This is a genomic window from Paenibacillus sp. L3-i20 (assembly GCF_022180385.2).
Taxonomy (GTDB): Bacteria; Bacillota; Bacilli; order Paenibacillales; family Paenibacillaceae; genus Pristimantibacillus.
Genome location: NZ_BQME02000002.1, coordinates 2,320,277 through 2,340,104 on the forward strand (window position 1 = coordinate 2,320,277; position 19,828 = coordinate 2,340,104).

Genomic DNA, 19,828 nt, shown 5'->3' on the forward strand with positions numbered 1-19,828 from the left:
CAGCATAACCGACGTCACCTTAAAAAAACCTTAAAAATCGACAATATTCCTCATAAAAAAGAGGCCTCACCTTAAAAAGATGAGAACCCCTTTCACAATTCGACACATTTTGTTAAATTGGCGCATCAGGAATGCGAATAGTGACCTTCGTACCATATCCCAATTCACTTTCCAACTCTAGCGAATTTCCATATTCGTATTTCAATCGCTTGTTGATATTTTGTAAGCCTACCCCCTGTGACCCGTCAGAATCGCCCCTTTCAAGTAGCGTTTTCAACCGTTCAGGAGTGATTCCAACGCCATCGTCGGCCACAACAAATTGCCACATCCCATCCAACTTTTCCGCCGTCAACGTCACCGTGCCGCCATCAATCCGATCGCCGATACCATGGCGAATCGCATTTTCTACAAGCGGCTGCAACAGAAGCGGCGGCATGTGTACACCATAAGCAGTCTCTGCGATATTATAGTTAAAACGAATGCGATCTTTAAACCGGGTTCTTTCAATTTCTACATACGTTCGAATAAGACTGAATTCTTCTGCAAACCCGATACGCTCCTCCGTATTACTAAATCGGAAGCTTCCTCGCAAGTAATCAGCGAGATCGGCAATCATCTTCCGTGCGCGCTCCACATCCATATAGCTTAAGGCCACAATACTATTCAGCACATTAAACAAAAAGTGCGGTTTGATCTGCGATTGCAAAAATGCCACTTCCATATGGACCGCTCGGCCAAGCGACTCCTTCATCGCGAGCAGACTGCCGATTCTTGCCTTAAGCTCCTCTAAATCGAAAGGCTTCGGCAAATAATCATTCGCCCCCGCTTGAAAGGCAGCCACTTTATCTTGGGGCTGTATCGCTGCTGTCACCATTAGGACAGGTAGCTCGAGCAGCGAATATCTTTTGCGAATTTCTTGGCAAACTTCATAGCCCGACATGCCCGGCATCATGAGATCAAGAATAACGAGATCAATTCTACCCAATTGATCGATCTGCTCCAGCGCTTCAAAACCGTTTTTAACTGCAATCACTCGATAATCGAGGGGTTGCAGTGTGTCCAATAAGACTTTCAAGTTCACGTATTGATCATCGACGATAAGAACTGTATGTTTGCCGTTTAAATTCACATGATAGGGTGTAACGAAGGAATATTCTGTTTCCTTAGGCATGACCTGTGGGCTTAGATAGGACACGGTCAATGCTGCTTCGCTTTGCTTATTGGCAATCGGAAGCGTGAATGTAAAAGTCGAACCGACTCCACGCGTGGAAGCAACAGATAGCTTACCCTTTTGCAGCTCGACCAGTTGCCTCGCGATCGGTAGCCCTAATCCGAAGCCGCGGTGCTGTGCACTCTCCAGCGATTTGAACGGTTCAAAGATGAAGGGAATGTCTTGAGGCTCTATACCTTCTCCTGTATCGTGCACTGCAATTTCGAGCTTGCCTTCAAGTTCTCTCCCAGTAACGACAATCCTCCCGTTCTCCGTATGCTTGATTGCATTGTCAAGCAGATTTCCAATAACTTGGCTCAGACGAATTTCATCGGCATAAGCGGGAGGCAACTGCGCAGGAACATCGTTCACCAATTGAATCTGTTTTTCCATACAGAGGTAGGAATAAAAGCGCACTTGCACCTCCGCAATAGAACGAACATCAATGGGTGCTGGTACGATTATCAGCTCGCCTTGCTTCAGTTTAGATAAGTCTAAGATGTCGTAAACGAGCTGTGAAAGCTTCTTGGTAATGTCGGTAATTAACTGAAGCTTCTCCTGTTGCTTGGCAGTTGGTGGGTGTTCCCCATCGTTCAACATCGACCTTGAAATATTCATCACCCCGTGAAGAGGCGTCTTGAATTCATGCGAGGTTCGTGCCAAAAAATCATCCTTTAACTTGTCCGTTTGCAGCAATTGCCCGGACAGCTCCTCAATTTTTTTGAATGCGTTCGAGAACCGGAGCGACATTAGAAGCGCTAGCATCAGCAGAACAAGAAAAGGTTCAATAGGCGCAAGTGAATAGATCGGCACGCCGAAATAAACATTCATATTTTGTTTCAGCACCAGCGCATTCAAAGCCAATGCAGCAACCGCCAAATACCCGCTCCCCGTTACTTTGTGCAGGGCTGTATATACGAACACATATGTGGCATACAGCAACGAGATCGTAACGTATAATGATGTCAATTGACGAAACGGCCCATTTGCAAGCTGGGAGGCGAAGCCTATATTCAGTAAGACAAGAATCACCCCTGCGGCTAGACCGCCTCGCGTGAGCCATTTCAAGCAATAAGGCCGGAATGCAGTATATACATACAAAAAAAATCCAACACCTACCCCAACTGTCAAAACCATCTGTATGCGAAAATAAAGCCAGAACGGTAACGGACCGATCGCATCAAATAATACTCTCTCTCCGCTAACGCTTGTAAATGCAGCGATACATACGCAAACGATGCCAAACACCGCAAGTGATACATCATTTCTACGTTGGGAAAATAATCCGATAAAATATAATCCCATGATCAGAAATGCGGTTAACGTGATCCAATCATGAGCCGTAGCTCGATCGCGAAGCCCGGCAATTTGCTCGGCCTTGCCTAAGAGTAGCGATTCGTAAATTCCACTGCTTACATGAAATTCATAGTTAGCCACTTGAACCAAAATTTCATTCCAGCCCGGCTGCAACGTAAAGTAGCTGACATACGGTTTGTTAAGTGCCCTGTAACTTTGCTTCTCTGCTGGATTCCCGCTGGATCCGACAATCTTTCCATTGACGATAATCCGATTGGAAATCAGAATAGACGCTGTTTTCAATCCGTATACGGTGCTTGCATCGTCTATTCGAACCCGTAAACGATAAGTAGCCATTCCAATTGTATCCATCTGCTTTGACCATGATCCAGGAACCCGAATCATTGCAGATTCTCCCCCTCCTATAACATCAGGAGAGAGTGAGCGCTTTTGACCCAGCAGCTGGTCCTTATAAAATTCCCATTGTCCATCCAGACGTACACTTCCATCTTCTTCGAATTCCCATGCGGTTAAGTCCATCATTCCATTCATCGCAACAGGCATGGACTTTTTATGGATAGAGACGTAAGTCAACAGCATCCCATAGGTTGCAACCAAGAGTGATAGTGTGATAACCGCCGCCGCTAATTTTTTTCTCATTGGCTTTGCCGCTCAGTCTTGTTTTTCGCTTGCTCAAATAACCACAACGTCTCTTCCTCCAGCTCAGTTCCAAGTTGAAAACGTACCGCATGTTCCAATTGCATACATACTCGATAGGCCTCATTTCGATTACCCTGCTTCAGATGAAGCTTGATCAACTCACGCCCATCGATTTCGGAATCAGGAGTAAGTTGCAATAGGTTTTGCATGCTCTCCATTGCAAGCGTCAGATTGCCCTGACTTTGAAAATGTGTGTACCATTTGCGAAGTACACGGACATACAAGCTTTTGATCTCTAGTTGTCTTGCGATGGCCCAGCCAAAATCGCAAGCTTCCATATATTCGCCTTTGTACATCTGATTCACTTTTTTGTAAGCCTTTTCATCTATATCCTCTTTAGACAACATGTCACTTAGCAACTGCTTAAATTCGATTACATCGACCGTCAGCCCATCTAAAGTAATCCCAAACCCTACATCCGCTTTATGTATATGGATTGGAATGTGATGCTTCGCCAAGCTACTCCTTAAATAGGAGAGGCATGTATATAAATACGTTTTCGCCTTATTCAGATCATACCCCGGCCACAACGCCTCAATAATTGATGCGGTACTTACAGACCTTCCTGCATAATGAATAAGGAACGCGCAAAGCTCCTTTTCCTTCTTTGTTTTCCAGGTCAGCACCTTGTTCTCGTCACTCGACAAAACAATATGAAAGCCTCCCAGACAACGAACGGTCGGTGTGATGCTTGCGCTTTGGCGTATCTGAATGACGGACTCTGGTAAAGTTTGTTTAATGCGCTCAATCGTGTTCTGCAATCTATCAATCGTAAGTGGCTTCAGCAAATAGTCGATCGATTGAACTTCAAACGCTTCGACCGCATATTCCGCATATGCCGTTATAAATACGATTGGTATTTTAGGAAGCATACCTCTAATCTTTCTAGCAGCTTCCGTTCCCTTCATCCCCGGCATTTGGTTATCTAGGAATACTGCATCTACAGGGGAATTACCTAAAGCTTCAATCGCTTCTATCGGATTAATATACCTTCCTATTACATTAATATTCCCAATTTTTTCTAGTAATATCTCCAACAAGTTCAACGCATCTTCTTCATCATCAATAAGCATTACACGAATCATCGGTTCTTTTCTCCTCAAGATTATTGCTAGATTCCCTATTACGCACGGAGAACATAAATTCAAATATTTACTATAAACCCGATTGATATAAAAAGAAAGCATTTATTGAATTCGTGATATAAAAACAGGGGAATGGCTGAATGGAACTGGGTTTCCCCATTCTCCATGCAGCCATTCCCCCTGCTTTAAAAAGACATTATTCGATGCAGCGCTCGCCATGCAAATGGAAATCATCAATGGATACAAGAACGGCAGCTTCCGACCTGATATGCAGATTACTCGTGCGGAGATGGCGTCGATGATCGCCAAAGTATTAAACTCGTTACGCAAATACAACAAGCGGCCTTGCTGATGACGAAAACATCCCGACGTAAGCGAACGATTCACAAGCTCGGTATTGTGAATCGTCGCGGCGGAAATAACTTTGTTCCGAACGACACAGCAACGCGTTCAGAGGTGTCGTGATGCTGCTCAAAATGTTGGAAGTTCCGGAGCAAAAATTAATTTATAAACATTAAGAACGTTGGTAGATATTTCAAATAAAGCCAATTTCATTAGATTGAATAATTTTAATTTCCTTGTTTTTTCACAAATCCCAATAAATCATGAAGTGTTCTTACAAAGTCACTCCCAGTTAAGCGCCCCATTCCACCATATGCACAATCCATTTCATTATATTGTGAGACTCGATCTTTTCGAATACTTGGTCCGGCGATTAGGACAGGAACCGGTTCACCTGTATGTTCTCCAACTTCGCATGGAGTGGAATGATCCGCCGCCAAAGCCAAGTATACGTTATCAGGTAGTTTTTCCCTAATCATTCCTACCATCTGATCGAATAGTTCTATTGATTTTGTTTTTTCAAGCGGCTTATTATCGTGGCCTTTAACGTCAGGTGCCTTCATATGAACGTACACGATATCATTGTTAGCTATTTCCTCTATAGCCAGTTTCGCTTTTAATTCTATATTCGTATCAATGTTACCAGTCATACTGCTATCCGTAAAAGTCTTGTAGCCTGCTAACTTGGCAACGCCTAATACAGTACTTTCGCCTGCTATACAACTCACATTTATGTTTAGTTTCTCGGCTATTGGTTCTATATCTACCATCCGGCCGGCTCCCCTTGTTAAAATAAAATTAGCCGGTAATTTCCCTGCCGTAATACGTTCTACATTAACGGGATGCGATGATAATATTTCGTGGGCCTTCTTAAGGAATACATTTAACAGGTATGCTGTTTTTTGGGCTTCCTTGGATGCATCCTTAGGTTCTATGTGATGATAAGGTTTTCCATCGTTTGGAGCTTTAGGATCAGAATCACTGACTTGATCACTTAAACCGTCTCCGCGTAGAATTAGTACTGCACGATGCTCCGTAGCAGGCTCTAAATAAGCGACTACCCCATCTTCAAGCTCCATACCATTTATAGACTTGGCTATTTCATTAGTTTTCTCGCGAATTCTTCCTGCGCGGCGGTCAACAACAATCCCGGCTTCATCTACTGTGGCAAAATTACAGCGTAATACAATATCCCCCGGTTTTACTTCCATTCCGATTCCGAGTGCTTCAATAGGGCCCCGGCCGGGATAATGCTGTGGCTCGTAACCGAATAATATTAAATGGCCCATATCTGTTCCCACAGGGATACCGGGAGCAATCAGATCCATCATTCCTGTAATTCCTTCTGAAGCCAGATCATCCAGATTCGGTGTCCGGGCATATTCCAATGGTGTCTTATTGCCTAACATTGTATGGGGCCGGTCTCCAAGCCCGTCTGCAATTGCCATTATAACTTTTCTGTTTATCATGGTGTTCTCCCCCTAATCCTATAGTCCCAATAGACCAAACCAAGTAAAGTAGCCAATACATATAACGGTTGCACCAATAAAACAAGTTACAATCGCATACTTTACTTGATCCAAAACAGAGAAGAAACCACTCGAAAAATAAATGGTATTTACTTTTGAATGCGGCGGAAGCGTAATCGTAAATGTCGTCGTCATAGCGGCAGCTAGCGCTAATGGTACAGGGTCCATACCTAGCGTTTTTGCTAAAGCAATGAAAGCTGGTATCAAAATCGTTACCCGAACCGTTTTACTCGTAAAGATAAGATGGCTGTACATCGCAATGAATATGACGACTATAGCTACCATCGTATGTGACATCTTGTCGATTCCTAAACCATCAACTACTTTATCGATAAGCCATATTGCGCCACCCGAATCATCCAAAGCATTTCCTGCTGCATAAGCACCAGCTGCGAATAACATCAATTCCCATTTGATGTTTGCATCCTTCCACTCCAGCATTCCCACTCTTGGTAGCAGACAGAGGATAGCAGCAAGAACCGCTGTCTGTGCCGTATCAATCTCAAAGCCAAACCAGCCTAGATGATAGTCTCCTGTAGCCCACAAGAAGACAGTTAAAATAAAGATAGCCGTTGCTTTCTTTTCAGCTACAGAGAAAGAACCTAATTTCTCTAGTTCCCCCTTAAGTGTATCCATTACATTTTCAAAATTACCTTCTTTTTTTACAGAGAATAGTTTCAATCCAATGAAGAACGTGATTACCATCGTTATGATAGCAGCAGGCATTGAGGCAAAAAGCCAATCCATATATCCAATGCTGCCACCGGCTTGCTCGTTAATGAAACCGACTGCAATAATGTTCCCTGCAGTAGCCGTCATGACACCCGATGTAGCAAGGGCATCCGCTTGCAGACCTTGAAGCATCATCACTTTACCAAGTCGGCTTTTCCCAGGGATGGCTTTATAGACTTCCAATAAAATTAAAGCAATCGGCATCATAAGTGTAGCACGTGCCGTCGTAGATGGAACAAAAAACGCTAATATAAAGTTAATTAAAACCAAAACTGCCAAAGTTCTTGTCGGTGTTTTACCAAACGCCGTAACCATCCATAGCGAGAACCTTCTACCTAAATTAGATTTCATCATAGCTGAAGTTAAGACAAATGCAGAAACCATTAACCAAATAACGTCAAACCCTAATGTTCCAAAAGCTGCTTTCGTACTACTAACGGCCCCAACTAATGGAAGGCACAGAATCACAAGTAGCGATGTTAGATAAATCGGTATTGGAGTTGTAATCCACATGATTAATGCACCGGCAAATATCGCGATTGATTTTTGCGCTGCAGGATCTAATCCTTCCGGATTAGGCATGAATAGTAATATTAGAACAACAATAATTGCAACAGGAATTCCCCACTTTTTCATACCGTTCTCAAAACGGCCATTCTTTTTTACAGGTGGTTCATTCCCAACTTTTCCGACTTTTTCATCAGTCATTTTGAATCCCCCTTGCACTAGTATTGGTTACGCTTTCATTATATCAACCCTAATCCATAATACAATTTGATTTGTTTTTGAAAATCATAACGATTCCTTATAGTTGTTTACTACAGTTAAACTTCTTAATTATCACAACTGTATTTGTAAGAACATTAACCCATTTGATATAATTTTATAAAATTAAAAAAGCATGATTTAGAAGGGGCGGTTGGATATGAATTTAATTAAGCTGCAGACATTTATAACGCTGTCAAAATGTTTAAACTTTACTGAGGCGGCAGAGCAACTTTATTGTTCACAACCAGCTGTAACTATGCAAATTCAAAGTTTGGAGAAAGACTTGGGGTTTCCGCTTTTTGACCGTATCGGAAAAAAGCTATTCTTAACCAACCAGGGAGAACATTTTAAACCATATGCCGAACAAATCATTAATCTCGTTCATTCTTCAAAAGAGCATATAAAGCAGTTGGACAACTTAGCTTTCGGAACACTATCCTTTGGGGCAAGCAATTTCGTTGGGGTATACCTTCTTCCTGCTGTTCTTAGCAACTTTACCAAAAAATATTCCGGTATAAAGATCAACATGAATATTACTTCATCAACACACTTAATTAACATGCTAGAATCCAACAAAGTGGAATTATTGGTTCTCTCGAACCGAATACCAGTTGATGAAAGTTACTTCGCAACGAATACTTTTCATCAAGATAAACTTGTTCTAGTCGTCAATAGCCAGCATCATCTTGCTCAACGTAAAGAGTGTTCTTTAGAGGATTTAGTAAATGAAACGATGATTTTGAAACCATCTAAATCAGCTACTCGAGATTATCTTGAAGGGGAATTTAGAAAACATGGATTTGATTTTCCAAAGTATATGGAGATAAGTAGCTTAGAAGCAATTAAGCAAAGCGTCATTCATGGACTTGGCATTTCGGTTGTCTCGGATTTAGCAATTAAACAAGAAATTGAAAACGGATTATTAGTCGAGGTTCCAGTAAAAGGAGTGGAGTTTCAAAGGGGCGTTATGTATGTATATCGCCGTGGTACTCATCTTTCTCCAGCAGCAACAGAATTTATCGCGCTTTTGGATCAAATGTCCCTTAAATAATTTGCTGACCATGGGCTTTTATTTAATTTATAGGCGTCAATTCCTTCCCATCTTCAATGCTCTGTAGAGTCATGAGAAAAAAAGGCATCTTAATCTTGCGAGGAGGAATTAACATTCTATTGCAAGAAGCAAGATCAGTATAAGAAATCGCAATTTGACTGCTTAATCACTGTTCTCCATAAGTCCAAAATCATCATTAGAATATTTGGGAATGGTGCTTTCTCCTCCGCTTTCCTCCTTCATTAAATCAATTTTAGTTAAACTTTCATTTCCATTTAACTAACGTTCAAATGCTTGTAATTTATCTTCGGCAGTAACTTCAGCCATAGAAAAACTGCACCTCCAATTATTAATTGGTGTCTAACAGTTGGGGTGCAGTTCTGAAGGGTTGGGCTTTTCATTACTTAAATGTCTCATTTCGTATCATCAATACTTCTGCCTCCACATGTGCCGGGTATACAGAGGCAACATATTTTCTAATTTACCAATTTCCAAGTATATGATATATTCAACTTAAGTAATGTGAAAGTTTTCACAATATGTGTGATTTTTTTCACAATGAGGAGGATTGCTATGATGAATGAACAACTAGTGTTAATCGGAAATGGCATGGCAGGCGTAAGAACGATTGAAGAAATTTTGGAACGCAACTCCACCAAATATGAAATAACGATCATTGGCGAAGAGCCATACACAAACTACAATCGCATTATGTTATCCAATGTATTGCAGAAAAAGATGACGGTCGATGAGATTATTACCAATCCAATGCAATGGTACAAGGATAATGGCATTCGGCTCGTTCACCACGATCCTGCTGTACGAATAGATACAGAAAACAAACGAGTAACAACAGCAGGTGGAACATGTATAACGTATGACAAATGTATTATTGCTACAGGTTCAAGATCCTTTATTTTACCAATTGAGGGTGCACATCTTCAAGGAGTTGTGGGCTTCCGCACGATTGACGATACCATACAAATGATTGAGAAGGCTAAAAGTTGCAAGCGAGCAGCAGTGATTGGCGGAGGATTGTTAGGCCTTGAAGCAGCCAAAGGTTTAATTGACCAAGGCATGGAGGTAACTGTTGTTCACTTGGAAAAATGGTTAATGGAAACCCAGCTAAATGAGCAAGCAGGACAACTGCTGAAAAAGGATTTGGAGCAGCAAGGCATTACGTTTTTAATGGAGAAAAAAACAGCTCGCATATTAGGAACAACTAAAGTAGAAGCACTTGAATTTAGTGACGGTACTGTTCTAGAAGCAGATTTAGTTGTGATGTCCGTTGGAATTAGACCCGTAACAGGAATAGCAAGGGAAGCTGGTTTGAACGTTGAGCGCGGAATTGTGGTCGATGATTTTATGGCGACGAGTGCTGAGAATGTCTATGCTGTAGGTGAATGTGCCCAGCATAATCAAATGACGTATGGACTTGTGGCACCACTTTATGAACAGGCACAAGTGTTGGCGGATGTTTTGACAGATCGAGTAACTGAGGGCTATCGAGGCAGCACTGTTTCCACCTCTTTAAAGGTATCAGGTTGTGATCTCTTCTCAGCAGGAATTATCCATGAGAGTGATGATATTAAAGGAATCGAGGCTTACAATGGCTTGGCTAATAGCTATAAGAAGCTTTATATACAAAATAATAGAGTAATTGGAATTGTTCTTTATGGTGATACTTCTGAGGAAAATCGATACTATAAAATGCTGCGAGATAGGATTGATATTACGACACTCAATCCTGTGACACTGCTGGCTTCAGCGGGTGGTGAGGCAAGCATGAGTGTTGCGGATTGGGACGATGCAGATACGGTGTGCGGCTGTAATGGTGTCACGAAGGGCACAATTGTTCAAGCGATTCATGCTAAGCAATTAACATCTGTTGCAGAGGTTTCACGTTGTACAAAGGCGGGGAATTCCTGTGGCAAATGTAAATCTACCATCAGTGAACTATTAACTCATGTGATAGGAGATAAAGTTACTAAGGCCCCTACTGGTATATGTGCTTGTACTCATTTAACGAGAGACGAAATTGTACTGCAGATCCATCAAAAAGGCTTAACGACAACGAAAGAGGTATTCCATGAGCTAAACTTCCGCAACGCTGAGGGATGCACCAAATGTCGTCCTGCAATCAATTTTTATCTTCATGTTACGTTTCCCAATGAACATATTGATGAAAAAGAATCTCGATTTGTCAATGAACGTATGCATGGCAACATTCAAAATGATGGTCGCTACTCTGTCATTCCAAGAATGCGAGGTGGACAAACAACGCCACAGCAATTGCTCAAAATTGCACAGGTTGCAGACAAGTATCAGGTCCCGCTTGTTAAAATAACAGGCAGTCAACGCATTGGCCTATTTGGCGTAAAGAAGAAAGATCTGCCTGAGATTTGGGAGGAACTGGATATGACATCTGCTTCCGCCTATGCCAAAGCAATGCGCTCTGTCAAAACATGTGTCGGAGCTAATTTCTGTCGATTTGGTACGCAGGATTCCATGGGACTCGGAATTAAACTAGAGGAGCGCTTCGAGTTTATTGACACACCGCATAAGTTTAAAATGGGGATTTCTGCTTGCCCTCGCAGCTGCGTAGAGAGTGGAGTGAAAGACTTTGGTGTCATAGGCCTAGAGAACGGCTTCCAAATTTATATAGGAGGAAATGGTGGAACCGAAGTAAAGGAGGCAATTCTTCTAACAACTGTCGAGACTGAGCAAGAGGTTATTGATCTTTGTGGAGCGTTGATTCAATACTATCGCAAGACGGGAATCTATGCGGAACGTACTGCACCATGGGTAGAAAGACTAGGTTTCGATCATATCAAATCTGTCTTGCTAGACCAGGAACAGTGCAAGAATTTACTTGCAGAACTGGATGAGGCAGTTGCTGGCAAACGCAATGATCCATGGACAACTGTTCGTGAGAATGAAAACATGGAAAAAGAACTCTATACAGTGGGGAGAAGATAACAATGACTCTAGTCAAGCAAAAAGTATTTGTCGCACATTTTGATGAGATGCAGCAGCGAATTGGACGTGAGATCGTTGTAGATGGCAATAGAATCGCAGTGTTTCGCCTGCTGGATGATCGTGTTAAAGCAATTGGCGGGATTTGCCCGCATACGCAAGGTCCGCTTGCTGAAGGCATTGTTTCTGGTGAATATGTGTTCTGCCCACTTCGTGATTTCAAGGTTTCCTTGCTCGATGGAACGGTTCAAGAACCAGATGATGGATGTGTAGCAACATATGACACTTCAATTGATCATGGCAAAGTATACATCTTTGTTTAGCAATTATTACACCCCAATAAATAGAAGCTTTGAACCCTATGTGAAAGAGGAATGTATATGTACAAACAAAACATAGAAACGATTGCTGAAGCAGGTGCAATAAAGCGTGATTATATGAAGCAGCAGCCGCTCGGATATTTTATTGCAACTTTATTTGCCGGAGCCTATGTCGGATTAGGTATTATTCTTATTTTTTCTCTTGGAGCACCGTTAGCTCAAGTGAGCTCGCCCTACCAATCGCTCATAATGGGAGCAAGCTTCGGGATCGCACTGACCTTAGTTATTATTGCCGGAGCAGAATTGTTTACTGGCAACAACATGATTTATACTGTCAGTACTTTATCAGGGAAAACAACGATAAAGGATACTTTGTCAAATTGGGTCATTGTATTTATCGGAAATTTGCTAGGAGCCATTATACTTGCCTTACTTGTAAAAGCATCAGGACTATTTGATACTGCACCAGCTGATCATTTAATTTTCAACTCTGCTTCCAAGAAGATGACGACCCCCTTTAGTGAATTGTTTTTTCGAGGGATACTCTGTAATTGGTTAGTTTGTTTGGCCATTTGGATGAGTATGCGTTTAAAAAGCGAAGGAGCAAAAATGTTCGCCATATGGTGGTGCCTATTTGCTTTTATTGGCAGCGGATATGAGCATAGTGTTGCAAATATGACGCTTCTAAGCGTTGCAATGCTGCTGCCTAATCATCCTGAAGCCATTAATCTAGCAGGCTGGCTTCATAATATGCTGCCTGTCACACTTGGAAATATGGTCGGAGGTATATTGTTTGTAGGCTTGGCATATTGGAGAATTTCACCCGTACGAAAATGAGTTTGGTTAGCGAATTCTGTTTTGAAAAGTTTGAAAGTAGCTTCCGCTACAGCGTTATCGTAGGGACAGTCCTTTCTACTAAGGGATCTAGTGATGCCAAATGTTTTCAATGCATCGGTAACAAGTTCTGCATTCTTCTTTGAACCGCTGCTAAAGCCTATGATTTCACGGTTAAAGAGATCTATAAATAAGCATACGTAATGCCATCTGCCAGCTACACGTACGTAGGTTAGATCGCTGACGACAACAGCAAGAACTGCTTACATTAGCGATGAACAGGTATTGAAGCAATTCCTCCAAAGGCTTATCCAAACAATCAAAGTATTCGAGGATTGGAATATATCTCCAATCCTCTCCATTCGAATTAAGATACAGTTTATTGGACTGTATCATTTCTTTCAAATCTCACTATCACCTCCACATGTTTAGAGTAGAAAGTATGAACAACCTAAAAGATGTACTCCCCCATATGGATCAATCTACAGATTACTTCGGAAATTGTCGATATAATTAGTATTCCACAAAATATGTAACGTGATCAGAACTGATTGACGTTATACTCACATCTCAGGGGGGACATCTTATGAAGGTTCGAAATCATGCTAGAATTATAAAATTAATCGCTATTGTATCTGTTATTTTCGCTACTGTACATTTTCCAGTTACCTCCTATGCCGAAACCGTTAATTCTAGTTTAGTCAGTGAAACAAGCAACTCCAATGACATTAATACCGGTATAGCAAACTTAGACTACAATAATAACGATATTTTAGCAGTAAGTGGTGATGAGATAGCTAGTTTCGTTCCAAAAGAAGGAATGAATTCAAATGGCAAATTTGTAGTCGTAGAACGTAACAAAAAGTCACTTTCAACTTCTCCAATAGATATTTCAATTATTGACTCTATGGCTAATCGCACTTTCCCAGGAGCATTACAACTTGCAAATCAATCTTTTGCAGAAAATAAACCTAGTATATTACTTGCACCTAGAAAACCTTTGACTATTAGTATTGATTTGCCAGGTTTAAAAAATGAAAATTCAATTACTGTGAATAGTCCAACATACGGTAATGTGTCTGGAGCAGTAGATGAGCTTGTATCTCAATGGAGCGATAAGTACTCAGCAACCCACACTTTACCTGCACGATTACAGTACGCAGAATCAATGGTTTATAGCAAATCTCAAATTGGAAGTACTCTGAGCGTTAACGCTAACTATCTTGATTCTACATTAGGAATTGACTTTAATGCGATTGCTAGTGGAGAGAAAAAAGTGATGGTCGCGGCATATAAACAAATATTTTATACGGTAAATGCGGAACTACCTAACGATCCATCAGATCTGTTTGATGCTAGTGTTACTTTTAACGATTTACAACGTAAAGGGGTAAGTGATCAATCCCCACCTGTTATGGTATCAAATGTAGCTTATGGTAGAACCATTTATGTGAAATTAGAAACAACCTCTAAGAGCAAAGACGTACAAGCAGCATTTAAAGCCTTGCTTCAGAATACTGCCAATGCAGAAGCGAAATCCGAGTACAAGAATATTTTTGAAGACAGTTCCTTTACAGCTGTAGTATTAGGCGGCGATTCGCAAAAGCATAACAAGGTCGTTACAAAAGACTTTAGTGAAATCCGTAATATCATTAAAGATAATGCGGAATTCAGTCTAAAGAATCCAGCATATCCAATTTCATACACAAGTGTTTTCTTAAAAGATAATGCAATTGCAGCCGTTCATAACAATACAGATTATATTGAGACTACAGCTACAGAATATTCTAAAGGTAAAATATCGCTTGGTCATTATGGCTGGTATGTCGCTCAATTTGATGTATCCTGGGATGAAGTTTCTTATGATGAAAAGGGTGAGGAAGTACTAACACATAGAAAGTGGGAAGGAAGCAACCAAGACAGAACAGCTCCTTTCACTACAGTCATTCCTCTGCCACCTAATGCAAAAAATATAAGGATTTTTGCGAAAGAAGCTACCGGCCTTGCTTGGGAGTGGTGGAGAACCGTAATTGATGAGTATAATGTTCCATTATCTAGTGAGATTAAAGTTGAAATTGGAGGAACGACATTAAACCCAACAGGTGGTATTACATTTAATTAGTTGTGAACATAAACGGCTGAAATCCTTTTTATTAAGGACTTCAGCCGTTTCTCTTTTTCTTATGTTTGAATTATGAATCCCCCGCCCATTTAAGTAACACTGTACACTCTACATGTGTCGAGTGTCGGTCACTGTAATTTAAGCCGTAAGAAGAGCGGTGGCGGCAAACTTATAATGAATGTTCACCGAGCCATCCGCTTGAACATCAATCTTATTAACAAACCGATGAACCATTTCGGGCGTCAGTTCACCCAACTTCATGAACTGCTTGAGTTCTTTCTTCAATCGAACGATACTTTCCCCTGTACTGTTGTTACCTTGTAGAGACTGGAAGCCTTTTAACTGGTCTTGTAGGTTATACAGTTCTGCATTCCCACTCTTTGTTGCTTCCTTATAGTCGGTCTCAGTAATCGTGCCACTTGCTAACAGTCTAATTAACCCTGTTTTTTGTTCCTTTAACTTCTCAATGCACTTCAATAATAACTGTTTTTGCTTCTCTGCTTGCTTATTTGCTTGCAAGGTCTTTACCTCTAGCCGTACCATAACGTCTTTCTCATTAAGGCTCTCCACACTTTTGCGAATGTCAGCGAGGATAACCCCAATGAGTTCCTTTTCCTTCACGCTATGCTGACTACATACGTGTTTTCCATGCTTATAGTAATTGCCACATACATAGCCTTTGCGATATTGGACGTACCATTGAGCCTTCCCACAATCGGCACAGAAAAGATAGTTTGTAAAAAGATGTTTCTTAGCCTTGGGCTTTGCTTGTTGCCGCTTTCGATCCTCCATATATTGCTGTATGGCTTCAAAGTCCTCTCTTGAGATAAGGGCTTGGTGGGCGTTTTCAGTAATGATTTGCTTTTCCTTTGGGATTTCTTCACGTACCTTTGACGTAACGCTTACTGTTGTTTGTCTTCCTTGAACTAAGTCACCAATGTAATGAGGGTTAGTCAAGATTTTCTTAATAGAAGTACCTTGCCAGTATAGCCCTGCATTTTTCTTACCGATAACTTGGGCAGGTGTTGGACATCCTTCACGGGTCAAAGTACGTGCTATTGCATCAAATCCCTTGCCTTCTAAGTACATTCGGAATATCCTCTTTACAATGTTCGGTGAGTCATCCTCAAGCTTACCGCTATTCAGTCTGTATCCATACGGTGGTACAGACCCTTTAAACTCGCCTTTCCTCGCCTTACTGCTAAGGGCGGCTTTAATTCTAGTTGATGTACGTTGTGACTCCTGCTCATACATCCAAGCATAAAGCCCAAACATTTCACCTTTACCCTCAATAGTGTTAATTGCATTATCTAATGTGACGATGTCAATTCGGTTGTCCCTAGCCATATCTCTAATTTGATAGGACAGCCCACCGTTACGAGCAAGGCGTGAGAGTTCTTTTGCAACAATAACATCAAATTTTCTTTCCTTAGCATCCTGTATTAGACGTTGCAAATGTTCTCTCTTGCTAGTTGTCCCACTTTCAACGTCTATGTAGAAGTCAAATACATCCCAACCCTTATCCTCTAGGTACTGGAAGAACAAACTTCTCTGATTCTCTAATGACGTTTTTTGTTCTTCTTTATCTGTCGATACTCGAATATAAACTGCACATCTCATAGTTACGCAACCCCTTCACTATGAGATGTATTGGCGTTACCTTTATTATACTGGAAAGCTACTTCTTGTTCTATTAATCTGTCAATCTCCGAGTTAATAAGCGGCATAAGCAGTTCATGAAATGATATTGCATCTCCATAAGTTCTTTCAACTTTCATATGTGAATCCTCCCTGAGCGTTGTCAGGCTAACAATCGCGACAGGGCATTAAATAGTTGCGATTTTTTTGTTTTAGCAAATTTACTTGAGTCTGGTGACATTACAAACGAGCAGACTATCAATACCGACAGCATAATCGATAATACAACCTAATTAGCCCATTTATCAGAATCCGATTTTCAAAATATTGCTAGATTCAATCAAGCAATTACTATCCTGTTAACTTACAGTTATCCCCTTGTTTCTCCTGAAAAAGGTTACCTTTGTTCTCTGTCCCCTTCCCGAACTAAAATGACCCGTATTTATCAGATAATTATTGATTTTAAGTTTTTTCTACGAGTCTTCGTTAAACTTACCGCCTGATTACTTATATTGTGTTTGTAACTAATTCACAACCGAAGGGGACGGTCTTCATGGAACGCTTATTCACCATCAAAGAAGCAATGGAAATCCTAAATCTTTCGTACACCACGGTGTACGGCATGTGTAATAATGCTACTCTCCCTAGCGTTAAGGTAGGCGGTAGTATTCGTATTCCTCAAGAGTCACTTCGTAACTTCATTCTCAATAACACTAAGGGAGGTCTGTAACGTGGATGACATGAAAACGTTTCTAGGCCGCTTATACTCCGCCGATGAAGTAGCAAAGATGTTGAACATTGAAAAGGTCACTTGCTACAAATGGCTCAACGAGGGACGGATTAAAGCAATGAAGTTAAGCGGTTCACTATGGAGAATACGAGAAGCTGACTTAAGAGCCTTCGTAGAGCACTCTATTAATGAAGGGAGACGGTAATCATGGATAGGCTTTACACACTAGCGACTATTGCTCATAAACTATCGGCTTCTAATCGCGGTCGGCTCGTAAGTGAGGATACCGTAATGTCTTGGGTAAGGAACGGTTCATTACAAGCTGAGCGAGTACCCCCTAACAAGCGAGGATATGGTCGATACCCCTACTTGGTTGAGGAAGCCCACCTAGTAAAAGTGCTTAATGATAAGGGATACGATTCTTCGCTTATCGTGTCGAATACATAGTTACGCCGACTCAACTGCTTCAATAATGCAAGAAAGCCCCTGCTGAGTGAAGGCAGGGGCAATAAAGAAAGGACGTGCCTTTATTATAAGCACTTCCCTTCGCAACTAAACGCCCACATGCAACGATTACTATAGCATGAGGGTTTTTTTACACTCTAAAAACAAAAGGGGGATACTTGCATGTTGTTTGAAGCCTACGCTAAAGTTCCATTGGTTATTCTAGGATGTCCCTTCTTAGACAAGCCAGAAAAGCTGTTACTATCTCTATTGATAAATCAAAAGAATATCTATCGTCAAAAAAGCACCGAAAATGAGTTCAAGATTAGTCAAGGACGCTTACAGATTTACACAGGCGGTATGCAGACCCGAAGTATTATCCAATTGGTGGATAAGAAACTTAAACCAACAGGATTTGTTACACGCTTTGGAGTAGACAACAATGATTTCTATGTCGAACTTTCCGATTGGAAGAACCATCCTTGGATACTCTTCACCAGTGCCAGTATGGATGCGATGAATCCGACGAAAAAAGTATTCAACAAGAAAACAGAAAGTGCGGCATGGAATGCCTTAAATCAAGTCAAACAAGAGGAAGTTTTACAGAGTGTTACTACTATTGAAGAAGCAACCCACCTAGTTAATAAAAAGTTAGCTACATTAGCTATGGTTACAAAAGAAAAGCACGAACCACCTAAAGTAGCTGTTAGCCAAGAGAACTCTGGGCAATGGAGTGACCGTCAGTTTGTCATGTATTTCTTCAAAAAGTACCAAGAACATACGGGCAAAGAACACAAACGAATAAGTATGTCTACCGCCCAAAATTGCTTCTACACATTGCGTAAATACTATGACAGCGATGACAAAATTAGAACTCATATTAATTCATTCCTAAAAGCGTACACCGGGCGAAAAGGTTATGATCCTCTAATATTCTTATTAGGAGACCATGAGAATGTCTTCCAAGTTCAATTCTATATCGATCATGGAGTTCTTGCTTCAGAACACGAACAAGAAAAACCCAAGTCACGAGCAGTATCCTTCTAGCATTTCCAAAGCGCATAATTGCGCTTTTTTGTTTTTAAAAATGAATTACAGTTCATTCGAAAACGAACTACAGTTCACAACTTAATGTACCATGGTTCATATTGTATGAACTACAGTTCATCGAAATATATCATAAAGCTTAGAGCCGTAAGGGTTCGCTGAATACAAATAAAGAATAAATAAAGAATAAATAAAGATTTCAAATCTGTGCTTCGCAGATTCGTGGGGTTGTTTTCTTTCAGTTATTAGAAAAATAGATTATGGATTAAATTGCTTTCGTTATTCTTAAGAACCTCAACAGCCGCCCCGGCGTTGCTTTTTAAAACTAACTACTTGTCTAACTTTATGGCCGTAAGGGTACAGCGCCTATAACTGAACGGATTTCTTTAAATCGGCGGATTAGGTATAGACCCTTCTACTGTTACATCTTACCTTTACCAACCTCCCCCATTTTCTGCTTGTACCAGATGCGGCACAGCCGTCTTTATCATAGCTTTTACTGAGCCGAAGCATTTTCCAGTAAAAGCACATACAAAGCTAGGATATATCTGTATTCCTGCTGAGTCTCCGCCATTCGGGAACAGCACACGTAAGAATGACTCTAGAATTCTCTACTACTTCGGGGGTGACAGAATCCTCGTAGTAAGCAACGATAGACAAAATCCCCTCTACTTTCTTCCTGTTTACTTTCTGATACTCTCCATGATTCAGGTCACCTATTTCATAAGTGACCTCATTCTCATTTCTCATTGAAGTCACTTTATTCATAAGACTCTGAATGTAAGCCGTTACCGTTGGCTCTCCAGATAATTCAATTTGCTCCCATTGTTCTTGTGATAAAGTTAGAAATACCTTTCGTGTAATCCATGTGCTTTACGTCCTGATTCTACTCGTGCTCCGCCCCTTGGCTTAATCCCTCTCCCCTAATGAATAAAGTAATCTTAATCATAATTTTATTGCGTAGAAATATTGCGCGGAATATTA

18 protein-coding genes and 1 pseudogene are annotated in these 19,828 nt (G+C 41.0%); 10 read left to right on the forward strand and 9 right to left on the reverse strand.

The features are described from left to right. Positions 1-112: 112 nt before the first annotated feature. The 3 genes from MFF31_RS24560 to MFF31_RS25550 form a co-directional block, all read right to left on the reverse strand. Positions 113-3,166, reverse strand: coding sequence for a sensor histidine kinase (locus MFF31_RS24560; RefSeq protein WP_238191834.1), 3,054 nt, complete (start codon positions 3,164-3,166; stop codon positions 113-115). Continuing rightward, the gene (locus tag MFF31_RS24565) at positions 3,163-4,311 is read right to left on the reverse strand and encodes a response regulator (protein WP_238191837.1); all 1,149 of its coding nucleotides are present in this window, start codon (positions 4,309-4,311) and stop codon (positions 3,163-3,165) included. Before MFF31_RS24565 ends, MFF31_RS24560 begins: the two co-directional genes overlap by 4 nt. A gap of 102 nt (positions 4,312-4,413) precedes the next feature. After that, positions 4,414-4,698: a hypothetical protein gene (locus MFF31_RS25550; RefSeq protein WP_248565569.1), complete on the reverse strand. Its 285-nt coding sequence runs from the start codon at positions 4,696-4,698 to the stop codon at positions 4,414-4,416. On the opposite strand from MFF31_RS25550, the gene MFF31_RS25510 reads away from it, so the two are divergent. Then, the gene (locus MFF31_RS25510) at positions 4,663-4,776 is read left to right on the forward strand and encodes an S-layer homology domain-containing protein (RefSeq protein ID WP_375541355.1); all 114 of its coding nucleotides are present in this window, start codon (positions 4,663-4,665) and stop codon (positions 4,774-4,776) included. The two genes, MFF31_RS25550 and MFF31_RS25510, sit on opposite strands and share 36 nt — an antisense overlap. A gap of 104 nt (positions 4,777-4,880) precedes the next feature. On the opposite strand, the gene MFF31_RS24575 is transcribed toward MFF31_RS25510, so the two are convergent. Together MFF31_RS24575 and MFF31_RS24580 are read right to left on the reverse strand one after the other, a co-directional pair. Continuing rightward, positions 4,881-6,122: a 2,3-bisphosphoglycerate-independent phosphoglycerate mutase gene (locus tag MFF31_RS24575; protein WP_238191839.1), complete on the reverse strand. Its 1,242-nt coding sequence runs from the start codon at positions 6,120-6,122 to the stop codon at positions 4,881-4,883. Positions 6,123-6,140: 18 nt separating this feature from the next. Continuing rightward, positions 6,141-7,622: an SLC13 family permease gene (locus MFF31_RS24580; protein ID WP_238191841.1), complete on the reverse strand. Its 1,482-nt coding sequence runs from the start codon at positions 7,620-7,622 to the stop codon at positions 6,141-6,143. A gap of 217 nt (positions 7,623-7,839) precedes the next feature. On the opposite strand from MFF31_RS24580, the gene MFF31_RS24585 reads away from it, so the two are divergent. The 4 genes from MFF31_RS24585 to MFF31_RS24600 all read left to right on the forward strand — a co-directional run bounded on the left by MFF31_RS24585 (position 7,840) and on the right by MFF31_RS24600 (position 12,866). Further along, positions 7,840-8,733 carry a LysR family transcriptional regulator gene (locus tag MFF31_RS24585; protein WP_238191843.1) on the forward strand — a complete coding sequence of 298 codons (894 nt, stop codon included), beginning with the start codon at positions 7,840-7,842 and terminating at the stop codon, positions 8,731-8,733. Between the two features lie 573 nt (positions 8,734-9,306). Next, positions 9,307-11,712, forward strand: coding sequence for a nitrite reductase large subunit NirB (gene nirB / locus MFF31_RS24590; protein WP_238191845.1), 2,406 nt, complete (start codon positions 9,307-9,309; stop codon positions 11,710-11,712). Positions 11,713-11,714: 2 nt separating this feature from the next. Beyond that, on the forward strand, positions 11,715-12,032 hold the full coding sequence (gene nirD, locus MFF31_RS24595; RefSeq protein WP_238191847.1) for a nitrite reductase small subunit NirD: 318 nt from the start codon (positions 11,715-11,717) through the stop codon (positions 12,030-12,032). A 57-nt stretch (positions 12,033-12,089) separates the two neighbouring features. Further along, entirely contained in the window at positions 12,090-12,866 is a 777-nt protein-coding gene (locus MFF31_RS24600) for a formate/nitrite transporter family protein (RefSeq protein ID WP_238191849.1), read from the forward strand. Here MFF31_RS24600 and MFF31_RS24605 read toward each other — a convergent pair. Further along, positions 12,842-13,120 (reverse strand): annotated as a pseudogene (locus MFF31_RS24605) (DDE-type integrase/transposase/recombinase); the annotation flags it as partial. The gene MFF31_RS24600 and the pseudogene MFF31_RS24605 sit on opposite strands and share 25 nt — an antisense overlap. 329 nt (positions 13,121-13,449) lie before the next feature. Here MFF31_RS24605 and MFF31_RS24610 point away from each other — a divergent pair. Continuing rightward, positions 13,450-14,985 (forward strand): thiol-activated cytolysin family protein, encoded by a 1,536-nt coding sequence (locus MFF31_RS24610; RefSeq protein WP_238191851.1) that lies wholly within the window; start codon positions 13,450-13,452, stop codon positions 14,983-14,985. A gap of 138 nt (positions 14,986-15,123) precedes the next feature. Here the strand turns inward: MFF31_RS24610 and MFF31_RS24615 are convergent, their stop codons facing one another. Together MFF31_RS24615 and MFF31_RS24620 are read right to left on the reverse strand one after the other, a co-directional pair. After that, a complete protein-coding gene (locus MFF31_RS24615) occupies positions 15,124-16,605 on the reverse strand; it encodes a recombinase family protein (RefSeq protein WP_238191854.1) in 1,482 nt (493 codons plus the stop codon). 2 nt (positions 16,606-16,607) lie between these two features. Next, positions 16,608-16,763, reverse strand: coding sequence for a hypothetical protein (locus MFF31_RS24620; protein WP_238191856.1), 156 nt, complete (start codon positions 16,761-16,763; stop codon positions 16,608-16,610). A 413-nt stretch (positions 16,764-17,176) separates the two neighbouring features. On the opposite strand from MFF31_RS24620, the gene MFF31_RS25515 reads away from it, so the two are divergent. The 4 genes from MFF31_RS25515 (at position 17,177) to MFF31_RS24635 (ending at position 18,844) form a co-directional block, all read left to right on the forward strand. Continuing rightward, complete coding sequence (locus MFF31_RS25515; protein WP_375541356.1) at positions 17,177-17,353, forward strand: helix-turn-helix domain-containing protein; 177 nt, start codon at positions 17,177-17,179, stop codon at positions 17,351-17,353. 10 nt (positions 17,354-17,363) lie between these two features. Further along, on the forward strand, positions 17,364-17,558 hold the full coding sequence (locus MFF31_RS24625) for a helix-turn-helix domain-containing protein (RefSeq protein WP_238192266.1): 195 nt from the start codon (positions 17,364-17,366) through the stop codon (positions 17,556-17,558). Between the two features lie 2 nt (positions 17,559-17,560). Beyond that, entirely contained in the window at positions 17,561-17,800 is a 240-nt protein-coding gene (locus tag MFF31_RS24630) for a hypothetical protein (protein ID WP_238191857.1), read from the forward strand. A gap of 180 nt (positions 17,801-17,980) precedes the next feature. Then, positions 17,981-18,844: a hypothetical protein gene (locus tag MFF31_RS24635; protein ID WP_238191859.1), complete on the forward strand. Its 864-nt coding sequence runs from the start codon at positions 17,981-17,983 to the stop codon at positions 18,842-18,844. 537 nt (positions 18,845-19,381) lie between these two features. On the opposite strand, the gene MFF31_RS24640 is transcribed toward MFF31_RS24635, so the two are convergent. Then, positions 19,382-19,612 carry a hypothetical protein gene (locus tag MFF31_RS24640; protein ID WP_248565570.1) on the reverse strand — a complete coding sequence of 77 codons (231 nt, stop codon included), beginning with the start codon at positions 19,610-19,612 and terminating at the stop codon, positions 19,382-19,384. Between the last annotated feature and the right edge of the window lie 216 nt (positions 19,613-19,828).

Excerpts from the sequence above, each read along its gene's own strand:
- MFF31_RS24560 (WP_238191834.1), bottom strand. The coding sequence starts at position 3,166 with ATGAGAAAAAAATTAGCGGCGGCGGTTATCACACTATCACTCTTGGTT.
- MFF31_RS24565 (WP_238191837.1), bottom strand. The coding sequence starts at position 4,311 with ATGATTCGTGTAATGCTTATTGATGATGAAGAAGATGCGTTGAACTTG.
- MFF31_RS25510 (WP_375541355.1), top strand. The coding sequence starts at position 4,663 with ATGACGAAAACATCCCGACGTAAGCGAACGATTCACAAGCTCGGTATT.
- MFF31_RS24575 (WP_238191839.1), bottom strand. The coding sequence starts at position 6,122 with ATGATAAACAGAAAAGTTATAATGGCAATTGCAGACGGGCTTGGAGAC.
- MFF31_RS24580 (WP_238191841.1), bottom strand. The coding sequence starts at position 7,622 with ATGACTGATGAAAAAGTCGGAAAAGTTGGGAATGAACCACCTGTAAAA.
- MFF31_RS24585 (WP_238191843.1), top strand. The coding sequence starts at position 7,840 with ATGAATTTAATTAAGCTGCAGACATTTATAACGCTGTCAAAATGTTTA.
- nirB (WP_238191845.1), top strand. The coding sequence starts at position 9,307 with ATGATGAATGAACAACTAGTGTTAATCGGAAATGGCATGGCAGGCGTA.
- nirD (WP_238191847.1), top strand. The coding sequence starts at position 11,715 with ATGACTCTAGTCAAGCAAAAAGTATTTGTCGCACATTTTGATGAGATG.
- MFF31_RS24600 (WP_238191849.1), top strand. The coding sequence starts at position 12,090 with ATGTACAAACAAAACATAGAAACGATTGCTGAAGCAGGTGCAATAAAG.
- MFF31_RS24610 (WP_238191851.1), top strand. The coding sequence starts at position 13,450 with ATGAAGGTTCGAAATCATGCTAGAATTATAAAATTAATCGCTATTGTA.
- MFF31_RS24615 (WP_238191854.1), bottom strand. The coding sequence starts at position 16,605 with ATGAGATGTGCAGTTTATATTCGAGTATCGACAGATAAAGAAGAACAA.
- MFF31_RS24620 (WP_238191856.1), bottom strand. The coding sequence starts at position 16,763 with ATGAAAGTTGAAAGAACTTATGGAGATGCAATATCATTTCATGAACTG.
- MFF31_RS25515 (WP_375541356.1), top strand. The coding sequence starts at position 17,177 with ATGGAACGCTTATTCACCATCAAAGAAGCAATGGAAATCCTAAATCTT.
- MFF31_RS24625 (WP_238192266.1), top strand. The coding sequence starts at position 17,364 with ATGAAAACGTTTCTAGGCCGCTTATACTCCGCCGATGAAGTAGCAAAG.
- MFF31_RS24630 (WP_238191857.1), top strand. The coding sequence starts at position 17,561 with ATGGATAGGCTTTACACACTAGCGACTATTGCTCATAAACTATCGGCT.
- MFF31_RS24635 (WP_238191859.1), top strand. The coding sequence starts at position 17,981 with ATGTTGTTTGAAGCCTACGCTAAAGTTCCATTGGTTATTCTAGGATGT.
- MFF31_RS24640 (WP_248565570.1), bottom strand. The coding sequence starts at position 19,612 with ATGAATAAAGTGACTTCAATGAGAAATGAGAATGAGGTCACTTATGAA.